This is a genomic window from Halobacillus sp. ABR2_026, assembly GCF_056158545.1.
The window spans coordinates 687,049-700,982 of sequence record NZ_JBSWTM010000001.1 but is presented as its reverse complement, the minus strand read 5'-3'; the positions used below and the strand labels follow the sequence as shown (position 1 = coordinate 700,982).

Annotated in this window: 11 protein-coding genes; 2 read left to right on the top strand and 9 right to left on the bottom strand. The window is 46.1% G+C overall.

What is annotated here, in order from left to right; translation table 11 throughout:
- From ACXADE_RS03550 to ACXADE_RS03540, 3 genes are all read right to left on the bottom strand, one after another.
- Window positions 1–2,439, bottom strand: coding sequence for an EAL domain-containing protein (locus ACXADE_RS03550; RefSeq protein WP_474979136.1), 2,439 nt, complete (start codon window positions 2,437–2,439; stop codon window positions 1–3).
- Window positions 2,440–2,542: 103 nt separating this feature from the next.
- The gene (locus ACXADE_RS03545; RefSeq protein ID WP_474979135.1) at window positions 2,543–4,735 is read right to left on the bottom strand and encodes a Z1 domain-containing protein; all 2,193 of its coding nucleotides are present in this window, start codon (window positions 4,733–4,735) and stop codon (window positions 2,543–2,545) included.
- 90 nt (window positions 4,736–4,825) lie between these two features.
- On the bottom strand, window positions 4,826–5,263 hold the full coding sequence (locus ACXADE_RS03540) for a YkvA family protein (protein WP_474979134.1): 438 nt from the start codon (window positions 5,261–5,263) through the stop codon (window positions 4,826–4,828).
- A gap of 254 nt (window positions 5,264–5,517) precedes the next feature.
- On the opposite strand from ACXADE_RS03540, the gene ACXADE_RS03535 reads away from it, so the two are divergent.
- Both ACXADE_RS03535 and ACXADE_RS03530 read left to right on the top strand, forming a co-directional pair.
- Window positions 5,518–6,777, top strand: coding sequence for an ATP-grasp domain-containing protein (locus ACXADE_RS03535; protein ID WP_474979133.1), 1,260 nt, complete (start codon window positions 5,518–5,520; stop codon window positions 6,775–6,777).
- A gap of 29 nt (window positions 6,778–6,806) precedes the next feature.
- Window positions 6,807–8,768, top strand: a complete 1,962-nt coding sequence (locus tag ACXADE_RS03530; RefSeq protein ID WP_474979132.1) for a hypothetical protein — start codon at window positions 6,807–6,809, stop codon at window positions 8,766–8,768.
- A gap of 191 nt (window positions 8,769–8,959) precedes the next feature.
- Here ACXADE_RS03530 and ACXADE_RS03525 read toward each other — a convergent pair whose 3' ends face one another.
- The 6 genes from ACXADE_RS03525 to ACXADE_RS03500 form a co-directional block, all read right to left on the bottom strand.
- Window positions 8,960–9,157: a cold-shock protein gene (locus tag ACXADE_RS03525; RefSeq protein WP_226584662.1), complete on the bottom strand. Its 198-nt coding sequence runs from the start codon at window positions 9,155–9,157 to the stop codon at window positions 8,960–8,962.
- Between the two features lie 176 nt (window positions 9,158–9,333).
- Window positions 9,334–9,645 (bottom strand): hypothetical protein, encoded by a 312-nt coding sequence (locus ACXADE_RS03520; protein WP_474979131.1) that lies wholly within the window; start codon window positions 9,643–9,645, stop codon window positions 9,334–9,336.
- Window positions 9,646–9,693: 48 nt separating this feature from the next.
- Window positions 9,694–10,905 (bottom strand): GNAT family N-acetyltransferase, encoded by a 1,212-nt coding sequence (locus ACXADE_RS03515; protein WP_474979130.1) that lies wholly within the window; start codon window positions 10,903–10,905, stop codon window positions 9,694–9,696.
- A 121-nt stretch (window positions 10,906–11,026) separates the two neighbouring features.
- Window positions 11,027–11,890, bottom strand: coding sequence for a pirin family protein (locus ACXADE_RS03510; protein WP_474979129.1), 864 nt, complete (start codon window positions 11,888–11,890; stop codon window positions 11,027–11,029).
- Window positions 11,891–11,937: 47 nt separating this feature from the next.
- Window positions 11,938–12,366: a MarR family winged helix-turn-helix transcriptional regulator gene (locus tag ACXADE_RS03505; protein WP_474979128.1), complete on the bottom strand. Its 429-nt coding sequence runs from the start codon at window positions 12,364–12,366 to the stop codon at window positions 11,938–11,940.
- Window positions 12,367–12,453: 87 nt separating this feature from the next.
- Window positions 12,454–13,899: a protein adenylyltransferase SelO gene (locus ACXADE_RS03500; RefSeq protein WP_474979127.1), complete on the bottom strand. Its 1,446-nt coding sequence runs from the start codon at window positions 13,897–13,899 to the stop codon at window positions 12,454–12,456.
- Window positions 13,900–13,934: the final 35 nt, after the last annotated feature.

Below are 13,934 nucleotides of genomic sequence, written 5' to 3'. Positions count from 1 at the left end.
TCAAATTTTTTCACCGGAAGCCACTGGGTCCATAAGTTCCCGAGCCTCTCGCGGATTTACAGGTTTACTAAATAAATAGCCTTGATATTCCGCACATCCTCGCCTGTTTAGAAAATGCAGTTGTTCTTCCGTTTCAACCCCTTCTGCTATGACACGGATCCCTAGACGATCCGCCAGTTCAATGACAATCTCCACTACAGCACTGTCTTTCTCATTATCCTGGAGGGCCTTGATGAATGAACGATCCACTTTAAGGGTGTCCAGTGGGAAGTCCTTCAAATAACTGAGGGAAGAGAAGCCTGTACCAAAATCGTCAAGAGCGAGCTTAACCCCCATTGTTTTCAACTGATCCATGACTGGAAGAGCCCTGGTGGAGTCTTGGACGATACTCTCTGTCAGCTCGATCTCTAAATGTTCTGCTGGGACTTCCGCCTGTTGGAGGGCATGTTCGACGGTATGAATAATGCCGGCGTCCATAAACTGAATAGCGGATAAATTAACACTGATTCTTTTCAATCCATACCCTTCCTCCATCCATTCTTTGTATTGCCGACAGGCTTCCAGAAGTATCATTTCCCCCAGTGGAACAATCAATTTCGTTTCTTCCGCCAATGGAATAAACTCATCCGGTGGAATAAAACCTAATTGCGGGTGATGCCAGCGGGCAAGAGCTTCAAAACCGACGATTTCTCCCGTGGAAACATCCACCTGAGGTTGATAATATACATCGATCCCCCCTTGTTCCACAGCCTTTCTCAGTCCATTCTCAAGCTGAAGCTTCCTCATAAGATGCTGATCCATTTCCTCTGTATAAAAACAATACTGTCCGCCACCGCTCTGCTTCGCCTGATACATGGACGTATCCGCCTGCTTGATTAATAAATCGGCGGACTTTCCATCCTCTGGATATAAACTGATTCCAATCGAACCTGATATGTATAAATCCCTGGATTCGATATCGAATGGAGCAGCAATCTCATCTATAAGCTTCTGGGCCATCCATTCAGCTCCTGATGCTCTCGTATCAGGCAAAACGATAATAAATTCATCTCCGCTCTGTCTGGCAAGAAAATCCCCTGACATAAGACGGGATTTCAATCGGTCCGCCCCCTCATTCAACAGCAGATCCCCCATACGGTGGCCGTATACATCATTAACCTGTTTGAAACGATCAAAATCAAGAAACATAACACTGAGATAATCGTATTCTTCCATGTATCCACTCAGATGTTCATAAAGAGCACGGCGGTTGGGCAGTTGGGTGAGTTCGTCTTTATAGACCAGCTCACGGATGCGCTCTTCATTTTCGAGCCGTTCCGTAATATCCCGAATGATGCCGGTAATATAATACTTCCCTTCGTCCTCGACTGTCGATAAAGAAAGCTCCATCGGAAAAGTCGATCCATCTTTATGAAGGCCTACAAGTTCTGTTCTCTTTCCGATCACCAAAGGGGCTTCTGACAGGTAATCCCGTTTGTTTTCATGATAGTGGTCCTTCCAGTAGCGATCCGGCATCACGTTATTCAACGGCTCTCCGATCATTTCATCCGCCGTGTACCCGAACGTGCGCTCCGCTGACTTGTTCCAAGCAAGAACTACCCCCTGCTCATCAGAAGTCACGACTGCATCATGAGCCGATTCCAGGATAGAACGATACATTTGGTTCGCCACTTCAAGCCTCGTGTGTGTCGTTTCCATTTCTGTATCGAACTTGACCAATGCGATTAGAAAAGCGATGGTCAATAGCACTCCTCCAGCAATAAACCAGCCGAGCACCGTTGGTTCCACGACAGGTCCACCGATCGGTGAAGAATTATTTTCTTCCATGAAAAAAGTGGCCGACTCCATGCCCGTATAGTGCATACCGGATATAGCGACCCCCATAAAAGTCGAGCTCCCCCACATTTTCAAGCGGTCTTTCGTCCTACCTCCAGCTTTCTTTTTACTGGCGTATAAGGAAAACAGACGCAGCCCTGCAAATGAGACGGCTAAAGCAATCCCTGCGGAAGCTGAAACAAGGAGGGGGCTGTATTCCATGGATGCATTCATTTTCATGGCATCCATACCTATGTAATGCATAGACACGATACTCAGGGCAATCAACGCTGCTCCCGCAATGTGCCACAAGGTCTTATCCCATCCTTTACTGATGATGAAGAATGCGATGAAACTTGAAACAAAAGCAGCGATAATACTGAGAATGACCAATACGACATCATAGAGGACAGGCATTCCCATATCATAGGCAAGCATAGCAATAAAGTGCATCGCCCAAATCCCTCCGCCGAAAGTCAAGCTTCCGAGGGTCAACCATTTATATCTCATCTGCTGTACAGAATACATTCGATTTACAATTTGTAAAGCTGTGTAGGATGAAAAGATGGATACAAGAATCGACAATCCGACCAACCATCCATTGTAAACTCCACTCACTTCCACACCTTCCACCTCCACCCTTCATTAGAAATGGTTGCCTTTCCGATTATAACTTACTGACCTAGAATGCAAGAGAAAAAGCCTGTTCCACATCGACCGGGCCCTACTATTGGATGGTCTTATTCGCAAATACCGTCGGAGCTGTTTGTGCTGGAGCGATCAGTACCGGCCACCAGAAAGGGGATCCGCGCCATCCTTGTTCTTTCTTCCCTTCCTGACGAAGCATAATCAGCGCAGGGTGTTGCTGAGCAAGTTTTCTTGCCTGCGCCAATTCGCCCTCTCCTTTCCCTGGAGTATCCGGGGAATTTTCAAATTTCCCATCCTGCTTGAAACGGCGGATTTGTCTGTTTCTTTTAGTCACCAGCCAGACACATGCTTCCTCATCAGCCTCCGAGCTTAGGTAATCAAGAATCCCTTCATATTCATCCATATGAAAATCACATCCCGCTTCCATATCCAATGTATCATGAACGAGACGGAGCATTTCCTTAGCTGTCGATACAGGTATTAGGAACGCCCCGTGTAAAGAAACCAGGGCTTTTGTTTCCGCTTTTTCCACAAGCTGATCCAGACGTTTCACCGTTTTATCGATATACGTTTTATACCCTGTTTGAAATCCGACCGGCAGCATCCTTTTGTGAGGTTTGATCATCGTGAGGCTGGATAAAAGAATTTTGTTCGGATTGCAAGGCATAATCGTATCCTTCAAGTCTCTTTGTATGAAGACGACCCCCTGGCGATGACCGCCACGTTCAAACGCATCTCTTAAGCCCTGGTCGAATTCATGAATCCGCTTCATAACAGAATATATCTTTTTTGTCGTATAAAACCGGGTGACTGCAAGATCCGCCACCGGCCTTGCTCCATACATCCGCGAATGTTGCAAAACGGTATCCTGCTGAAAAGATTTCGGGTTTCTTCCATAAAAGAAACCGATCAAGTTGTGAATCGTCACGCCCCGATCCAAAATCTGCCCACCGATAAAAATATTCATCGGCGCGCGCAGCTTCAGCTCCCCCTTGTGATCGAGAAGCTCTGTCACATCTTTTTCTGAGTTGACGACACTGCTCAGAATATACTCAGCATCAAGAGAATGGCGCACTTCTTCATACACTTTAGCAAATGAAGGGGCGGGGTTCTTCTTCAACGTTTTCACCGAGCGAATCAGGTCGTCATAGGAATCGCGTACAAGGGTTTGAAACTCCTCAGATTCCTTCCGTGCAGCATCAATGAGGAGCTCTTCAAACCCCTGGATCAATTGGGCCTGCCAGGAATGTGCATTTTTCCCCCGTTCTGTATGGATGACGAAGGAATACTTCTGTTCACGCCGCCCTTTCATCCTCTGTTGGTACCGACGGATAGTCGCGCCGACTATGAAATTGACGACCGCCCTCCGTATGTTCGTAATATTTTTCTGACTCAGCAGACGCTCCATTTTCACCCGACGACCATCCATCTTCTTCATGACTTCAAGCTCTTTCTCCTCCACCTCATGGTAAAGATAAGAAGCCAGGTGTCCTTCTTTTTCACTTTTATCGAAATATACACTGCCACCGATATAACGGTCATGGACAGGTACAAGCTCAGTAAATGCAGGACGTATAGGTTCAAAGACTTTTCCCTCATGAACTTTCAATTCTTCCGGTTGCAAATACAAGGAATATGGTGTGGCCGTCACTTGTAGAAAGGCCGGCCGATCCAGTTGTTCTCTCAGACTGTTTATCTTAGAGGCTATGACACGCATATGTGTCACGTTTTGCTCCCTCTTGTATTCATATGCCACACTTGCAAAGTCCGCTTCATCATCAATGAACAGGACCCGTTTATTTTTAAGAGCCGGGTACTTCTGTAAAACTGCTTCCTGAAGGCGGTCAAGGTTATGCGTCTCCTTTTTCACAATAAGCGCCAACTTTTGGGACAATTCGTAATTTCGCAGATTATCGGGCATGTTCATGATATCAAAAACACGTAGAGCGTCATGATCGATGGCCCCCTCGAATTCCTCATGAAGTCTCGCATAAGTCTGTTTGACAAGGGCATTCGTCCCTTTGGTCAAAAGGATCACCATATCAAATCCATGGTCGAAGGCAAGCCCCATCACACCGATAAACGTCCGTGTCTTTCCAGATTGAATGTTCCCAAGCAGCATCCCGGGACGGTGTTCAGTCGTTTCCATCTCCTGCAGTTTAGATAAAGTACGCAGCATACATTCACGTACCGGCTGTTTATATTGATTTTTTTTATTTAAATACTTGAAAAAGGCTCCATCTGTTTTCAAGTGTTGAAATGTCGAAGTCATCATCATCTTCTCCCTTTTACAAAACACGGTTATTATACATGATTAAGGAGCATGAAAAAAGCAAGGAAACCTGGGAAATGGTTTCCTTGCTTAATCCTGTTTCACATCGGGGTCCTCAATCATTTCTATATCCACCTGGCCATTAAAGACCTTCAACAGCCTTGCCTTGGCCTGCTCTTTCACCCGGTCGTCAATATGAGAAATGACTTGATAGACAGCATACACAATGACCGCACTATCGTCAGTGAACCCGACGACCGGAATGAAGTCGGGGATGACGTCGACGGGTAAGATCAAATAACCAAGCGCACCGGCGATCGTTAACTTCGCTTTCTTCGGTGTATCAGGGCTTTTGAAAGCATAGTACAGCAACAGACTATAATAGACAAGCTTACTTCCAATCCTGCTGCTGTGGGTACGGATCTTATCCCCATATTCCCTTTCAGAAAAGTAGGCCCGGCCTCTCTCTACTGCTTTCCGGGGATTTAAGTTTTTCAAACGGTCCTGATAGGTCTTTTGTTTCTGCATAGGCACCTTCCTTTTCACAGTACTATACTTTTGACGAAATCCCCCCTTTTTAAACCCGTTTCCCCTGGCTATCGTCTTTATTTCCCGGGAAATCGACATTTCCCTACTTATGTTCTTAAAGCTTGTAGAAACAACACTAGTTTTGTCGAATGCATGTTTAGCGCTTACAGTTTTTGGCGTGTTCTGATACTTTAAGAGTAACAGTGTCAAAGTTTCCTATACTTATATTTTCACTGACAAAGGAGAGGTTCGAAATGGATCTAGATCAACTTGAATTGAATGCGACTGTAGATGAAGCGATTAAAACCAAACCGTATTATACCGCTTTAGTCGGTTGGAGTGTGCAGGCCATTGAGGCTGCCGCCCGCATGAATCGTCCATTCGTCGTTGTCGGACCTGCAGAATTTGAAAGCTATGCAGAAAAGCACGAAATTCCTTTTGTAGGATGGGACTTTAATAAGCTTAATGAAAGTTCTGATCATTTGTATAAACAATTGAAGGACATGGGTGTCGAGCTTGCTGTACCTTTATATGAAGAATGTGTGGAATGGGCCGGAGCTTTGAATGCACGCTTCCGGGAAGACCCACGCGTATTCAACCGCTCCCTCCTTCTGAGGGACAAAGGGATGATGAAAAGAAAAGCTCAAATTTCCGGAATCAAAGTCGGTGTATTTGAGGAGGCTCACGACAAGGATGATATCAAACGTTTCTTGAAACGCGTCAACGAAGCCCTGCTTAAACTTGAAGGGGACCACTATGACCCGATCCATGTCAAACCATTGGATAAAGCAGGTTCTGTCGGTCACCTGGCCATTTATAACAATGAGGACATTGAACAGATCCAGGACATGGACTTTCCTTTATTAATGGAAAGTCATCTGGATGGTCAGGAATTTTCCTGTGAAGCATTCATTCATAATGGAAAAGTCCGCTTCCTTAACATTACAGAGTATGTAAAGCTCGGTTATTCCAATTTCGTGCCTGCTTCTCCAAGCTTAGAGGAAAAACGACCGTTAATTGAACGCGCTGTCCAGCAACTGGTCGATGCTTTTGAGATTGAATACGGTGTGATCCATCCGGAATACTTCATCACACAGGACGGAACCCTTCATTTCGGAGAAGTGGCGGCTCGCGTTCCTGGAGGGCATATTTTCGAGTTGATCGAGCGCGCTTATGGATTCAGCGCCTATGAAGCCCAGATCCTTTGCAGTGATCCGAACACGACCGATGAGGAAATCCGAGATTTCTTCCCGGATCCTTACGATTACCAGAACTACGCGGGATGCTTAATGGTCCATCCAAACGTAGATTATGTAGAGGACCTCAAAATTCCTGAAGAATTGGAGGATCATCCATACTTTGAAAAACACGACATGTTTACACCTCCTCAAGGAAAAGTTGCCGAGCGTGTCGGTTTCGGCAATCATTATGGAACGATCTTTTTCTATGGACGCGATAGTGAAGAAATGACCGATCTTCTGAAAACATATGAGCAATACAATTTCTATGTATAAGCGCTAGCGATAGAGAAAGGAGAGGTTTTATGCCTCAAACGACGAGTGCTCTTGTCGAACGTTTCATCTATGCTTTAGACGAATTGGATCGTGCACCATCCTTCGCGAAATCCAAGTACCAGACAGACGTGTACCAGGAAGCCAATCGCTTAATTGAAGCGGAGGATGGCTTGGAAAATTTATATCAGCATTCCGGCCGTTTTGAAGAAGCAGGTGTGTTTCAAGATGGTCCTTGGGAATCTGCTGAAAAACTTCAGCCCCCGCTCGTAGCGGGATCCTTGAAAGCTAAAGGCCTGCCGATGATCATCGAAATCTTAAGCGAGCTTCGTATGCTTGCGATCGCCGAGGGAAAATGGTCAAATCCGAACGTCTCCCCAGAAATGGCAGAAGAATTTTTAAATGAAGTGATGGTCCTTAATTTAAACTTGCTATTTCCTGATGCGAGTGAAAGTTCCCGTATTGAAAAGCATGAAAATGATGAAAAAGCCGGAAAAATGTTTCAGTTCCTATCCACACACCTTTCTTCCAGCGCACTGATCCAAACACTCATTTATGAGATCAAGCGGCTGACGGCCCAGCGTCCAATTATGGTAAAGCGGATCGTTTCCATGATCAAAATGGCCAAAGAGATGGTGGCTCAGGATTCAGAGGAACAGGAGCAGACTGAATTGAAACAGTTCATCGCTGCAATTGAGGGTCCGTCCAAGCTGAGTGCCCAGTTCAATGATGTCCATGCCTATCGTTCCCAGTTAAAAACCTTAACCCGGACAGATCTCATCTCTGAAAGTGTCGCGCTTGCTCAATCCATGCGTGAAACGGGGCTTGTCGCGCCACACCATGCGACACTCATTCGCTTTTTGAGTAAAAGGAATCCGGGGCTGCTCGCTTATGCTCTGAACTTGAACAGTAAAGGAAGCGCCAACCTCGAAGAACATAGAGAACTTGTCATCCAGCTCATCCGGGCATCCATATTTCCTGGAACGCGCCAGGCAATTTACGGCCTGTCCATGCTACTCGAACGCGGCGTTTTGTCCCACTCGCCTGTGGTGCCTGGACTTAGGCGACTGGTCGAGCTTGATATCCGTCCAGATGTCCGCAACGCCCTGTATACGACAACAAACACAGGGGAAGGGGTCACAGCAAACAGTATTCTCGTCGCCGGTACCATTCAAGTACTGGGACAACCACTAGGGGTTGGGCAAGGATTCAATCCTACATGCCAGGCGGCAAGAGGAATCAGTCTATGGGCTCAGCACGCACCTGGGTTTTTACTTGAAATCATTCCAAGAGCGGCCAGAGACGGAGACTTGGACTTTACTTTTGAGGGAACACCGATTCACTCTAAAGAGCTAAAAGGCGGACTTGCTCCAGACTTGGACAAAGAACTGGACCCCGTTTCGCTCGTCCTTGTGCCTCATTTGGACAAAATCTACAGTGAAATGATGACACGGGTCGCCTTAAGAGGAGAAGATGGACACCGCTGGGTCAACCCAGCCTTCTACGGAAACTGGGTACAGAAAGGGTTCAGCTCCGTTTTCGATCCTATTACGGGATATGTGCTTGATTACCCTGGGTTTATCAAACTTTTCTATGCCACCCACCACCCTGAATACAATGATGATTATGAATTGATCTACCCGAACCCTGTCGGTATTTTCATTACGAATGTTCACGGGAAATTGCTGGGGCTGCATGCTGTTTCGATTACAAGAATTACGAAAGACCCTGGCGGGGAAGAAAGAATTTATTTTTACAACCCGAACAACGACGGTTCTCAAAATTGGGGCCAGAACATTGAGCCAAGCGTCATCGGAAACGGGGAAATGGAAGGGGAAAGCTCACTTCCTTTCCATGAATTTGTCTCCCGACTGTACGCCTTCCACTACAACCCTTATGAACAAGGAGATGCATACGCTGTGGAAAACTCCATTGTCGAAGGCATCCGCCAGCTTGCACTTGAGAGCTGGGGTAAAGATTATACGTGGGTATAAGAAAAAGCCGGCCGCTTTATAAGCGGCCGGCTTTTTTGCTGTGTTTGACAGAAAGGGCAGATATTCGCACCTCCCGCCAGCTTTCCGCTATTGCCTAATCCAGCTCTTGTCCGTAATAAATGATAGGAATCATTACGAGATTCACACATAAAAAAAAGACTCCCGAACGCGTCGGAAGTCTTTTATCTTACTTATTTTTGAACGTTAGCCGCTTGTGGGCCACGGTCGCCTTCAACGATTTCGAAAGAAACTTCTTGGTTTTCTTCTAGAGTTTTGAACCCTTCGCCTTGAATAGCAGAGAAGTGTACGAATACGTCGTCTTGACCTTCTACTTCAATAAAACCGAAACCTTTTTCTGCGTTGAACCATTTAACTGTACCTTGTAACATGTTGTTACCTCCTGCGTGAACCTAGAGATCCACATTGTATTACTATAATTGCTCTGCCTATTCATTCAAGACGAAAGTCACTTTCACGTTCCTTTAGCTTTCATTCCTAACCGAACAAGAATAATTAACTTTATTATATATCCTTCATACAGCGAAGTCAACCCTTCCCGCATAAATCATTCACCTACGCCCACTTCAACAACCTCGAAATAAGTAGACAACAGCTGTTCGAGGCCCACTCCGGGATATTTCGCCTGTAACTGACGATCAAAATCTTTCAAAGAAAGCTTCCGCTGTAATTCCAATGCATAGACATTCGTTTCCATAAATTCGGCAAGGGCGGTGATTTCATCATGGGAAAGCGGCAGCGTATAAATGGTCCCCGCTGCTTCCCCTGTTCTTTCATACCTTACTTGAAAAGCTCGAAGCAAATGATCAAATGGACCTCTTTCAAAAAATTTCACAGCCGTAGCTACGTTTTTTCTCATGGATTGCTCCCCTTTTTCCTGACCTCTTTTATATAGGTATGGTGAACATCAGAAAAATGTCCAGCTTTTCGGTTGAAGAGGATATTGAAAAAGCTCTATGTCACGGCCATTGAGGACAGCAGCCCCGCCTCTGAGCAGACTTGGTAATGACACACAGCCCATCAATAACGAAGAGAAATGACCGATGTCGATATCGATCCACACTTCAGGTGCCTTATCAGTGACTTGTGGCTTTCCATTCACAAACTGCCACACAGATTCGTAATTTTCATCCAGCAAAGAATCCCTCACCTTCCATCCGACCTTCACCGTATCCGTACCGAAGGCGTTTTCCTTCACACTCTCAAGAAAAGCAGGGATATCGATAATCCGGTACATCAGCCCACGTCCTTCTTCACTAACTTTATGATAGATAGAGAAAATCAGCTGTTCATCCACGTGGACGGGGTCGTTCAGCACGTATGCAAAATCATGATCAAAGGTCGGAAACAATACCGAACACACCTGATCTTTCTGATTATGTAGAAAATGAAGCAGTGCTTGATACGCTTCAGTGGTCGTGTAAAAAAAGTTCCTGACGGTCAAATCGTTTTGAAGAAAATGACCAGCCCCTTTGAATTCGAAAGTGACATACCCCGTCAATTCCCCATGTTCTCTGAAGCCGAATGTATGAAATTCCTCTTTTTCAAGAAAAGAGAATCCATAATGTGGGATATTCGTTGATCCATGAGTTTCTGCAGCCCACTTGTCGTAACACGCCTTCACTTCGTTCCAATGAGTTACACGAAGCTCTTCCAGAACTCCTGCTTCTTTAAAAGCTGGCAGTTGAGAAGGGTGAAAGGTATACGTCGACATTCTGGGACCCAGGCCAAATCCCATCCGCTTATAAAAGGAAGGGTGGAACGGATACAGATGGGCGATGACCTGTCCCTTCTTCCTGGCGTCAGCAAGGAAGTTTTTGACAATCCACTTCGCAAGCCCTTGTTTTTTATAAGGAAGATCCACAGCGACCGTCCCAATCCCTGCCGCCTCCACTTGCTGGTCATAAACCTGCATCTGATGGTCATAAGCAATATACGCTCCCGCTAATTGTTGATCATCAAACAGCCCGATCGTATGAATATCTTCCTTCTGCGCCATTTTTCTGCGATGGTCGGTATATCTTTCCCGGTCTTCCTGTGTTTTCAAATTCATTCCAGGATAACAACGGCGGGACAGATCTGTGAATGCATCAAAATCTTCGATCATTGAAAAAAACAAGTACCTCTCCTCCTTCATGAACTCCTTCTCTTTCAAGCCTACCACTTCCATAATCTTTCATCTATAAAAAGGACTGACACCAAAAAATAAGACCCTGGGAACCAGGAGTCATTAAAATCTTTTATTCAGCTGGAGGTCCAAATTTCCCTTGTCGGAAGTCACTGTAGGCCTGTTTGATTTCTTCCATTGAGTTCATTACAAAAGGTCCGTGCGGGACGATTTCCTCGCGGATCGGAGCCCCAGAATAGATAAGCACTTTGGTCTGCCGCTTTTTCGAGACCAGAGTAAGATCACTCGTGCCCTCTCCTTCTTCATTAAAGGTGAGGGTACCTACGCCGTGTTTTCTCAGGTTCACCTCGTTATCCCCAGCTACCACATCGCCTGCCAGTACATATAGAAAGGCATTATGATTTTCGGGCAGATCCACCGTGCAGGAAGCTCCTTCCGCCAACGTGACTTCACTGAGAGTAATTGGGACGATAGAGTTCAGAGGTCCTTCCACTCCGGCGACGCTTCCTGAGAATACTTTGACCGACCCTCCTTCAAAGGGCACGACGGGTGCCTCTTCCCCATACACATTTTGATAAATGGTTTCAGAGTTCTTCTTATCTTTCGGAAGGTTCAACCACAATTGCAGTGTATGCGCGACATCATCTTCCACACCGTCTTCCGCATGTCTTGCCGCCCATCCGGCGTTCATATATTGGACGTCACCCGGCTCAAGGATATCCCGTCCCCCTGCATTATCAATGTGCTCCAGTCGTCCGTCGACAACATACGTAACGGTCTGAAAGCCCCGGTGAGGATGATCTGGAAACGTCCCTTTTTTAAACCAGTCTTCAGCCATCAGGATGAACGGATCAAAGTCACGCCAACGGTCTGCTGGAAGCACCCATCCTTTTTGAATCGCCGGAAATCCCATTTCCTGATAATTCACATACCAATGATCTTTGACTTCCCTTTGAAAATTAGTCACTTCTATCATCCTTTCAATTAGTTGCTATATCTACTATCGGTTAAAATAAGGGCTCCTCACCCTTCAATGTTTGTCTGCATCTTCGTAAGGAGCCTGTCCAATTCTATCAATTCATCTTCTGTTATCCCGTGTGTCACATCAGCATTGAACGCTTCTGCAACAGGGACAACCCTCTCTTTCAATTTCCGTCCTTCTTCCGTCAAATAAAGCTCTAGGGAACGGCGATCTTCGGTACAGAAATTCCTTTTGATGAAACCTTTCTTCTCAAGGTTCGAAGCCATACGGGCAATGTTCGTCTTATCTTTCCCTAAGTGATGTGCAAGCTGGTTCTGCGTCATGCCATCCTTTTCCCAAAGCAGCATCATGATCAAGTTCTGTTCCGGCGCAAGATTGAATGGTTGAAGCCGGGATTTAATATTACTAGTCAACTTCAAATCCGTCTGATGTAACTTAATACTGATGTAATCTTGAAAACTTAAATTCATTACTAATCTCCCTAAATAGTTGCTATGCATACTATTATATTCCGACGCAATATCCGTGTCAAAAGATGGGGCTGATCATGTCCTGGGTTAAGTTCCGCAAAACGTCTGATAAGGCCCGTCACCGGAATCTGGGACGCCTGTATAGGCTTCCTGCTCTTCTGTATAGGCGTATGGCTCTGCTAATACAGAAAGGAGACGTTCCAGCAGGCGGAAATCCCCATCTTCGACAGCGGCATCCAACGCTTCTTCGACACGATGGTTACGTGGAATGATAGAAGGATTCGACTTCTGCATGAACTGGCGGATTTCTGGTTTTGAACTTTCCTGGCGATCTAGGCGATCCTGCCACTGCTTGTACCAGTTCGTAAACGACGTTGTCCCATACAAAACGGTTTCCTCAGGGCGACCGAGGGTCAGGGAACGGAACGTGTTGGTATAATCCGCTTCTTTCTTCTCCATCATTTCCAGTAAATCTTCGATTAGCGGCCGATCTTGTGCTTCTTTTGTTGTCATTCCTAATTTCGAACGCATACCATCGAGCCAGTACGTATGATACAGCTGTTCATATTGACCATGGGCGTCCTGGGCCAGCTTCACCGCTTCCTCTTCATCGTCATGGAAAAGAGGTAAGAGCGTTTCAGCAAAGCGCGCCAAATTCCATGCCCCGATCGGTGGTTGATTCATATAAGCATACCGTCCTTGACGATCAATCGAACTGAAGACGGTTTGCGGATTGTAGGTATCCATGAACGCACATGGTCCGTAATCAATCGTTTCTCCACTGATGGTCATGTTATCTGTGTTCATAACGCCGTGGATGAAACCGACGAGCTGCCACTGGGCAATCAAATACGCCTGTCGGTCCACCACCTTTTCAAACAGGGTCAGATAAGGGGTATCGTCATCCGAAATTTCAGGATCATGACGATCAATTGCATAATCGGCTAAAGCTTTCAATTTATCGTTGTCCTGCAGGCCGGCGGCATATTGAAACGTACCGATACGAAGGTGGCTCGATGCCGATCGTGTCAACACAGCCCCGGGAAGAAGATCTTCCCGTTGTATAAACTCTCCAGTCGTTGCAACGGCAAGACTCCGATTCGTCGGTATTCCTAAACCGTGCATGGCCTCACTGATGATATACTCCCTAAGCATAGGTCCAAGCGAAGCCCGGCCATCTCCTCCACGAGAAAAAGGCGTACGTCCTGAGCCTTTCAACTGTATATCCACTTTTTCCCCTTCAGGAGTCACCTGCTCCCCAAGCAACACCGCTCGGCCATCTCCAAGCATCGTGAAGTGACCAAACTGGTGACCTGCATAAGCTTGTGCGATCGGTTCTGCTCCTTCAGGAACGGTAACTCCCCCAAATATGGATGCCTGCGGCTCCGCAAGAAGCCCAAGCTTTTCCGCAAGCTTTTGGTTGTATAGGACAACATCAGGATTTTCGACCCCGGAGGGAGACGTTTTTGTATAAAAGTCATCCGGTAACTCCAAATAACTTTGCTGCAATTTCCAACCTGTCTCTGTATTCATAAGTATCTCCTTTCCCGCTCTATTCGTTACCTTCA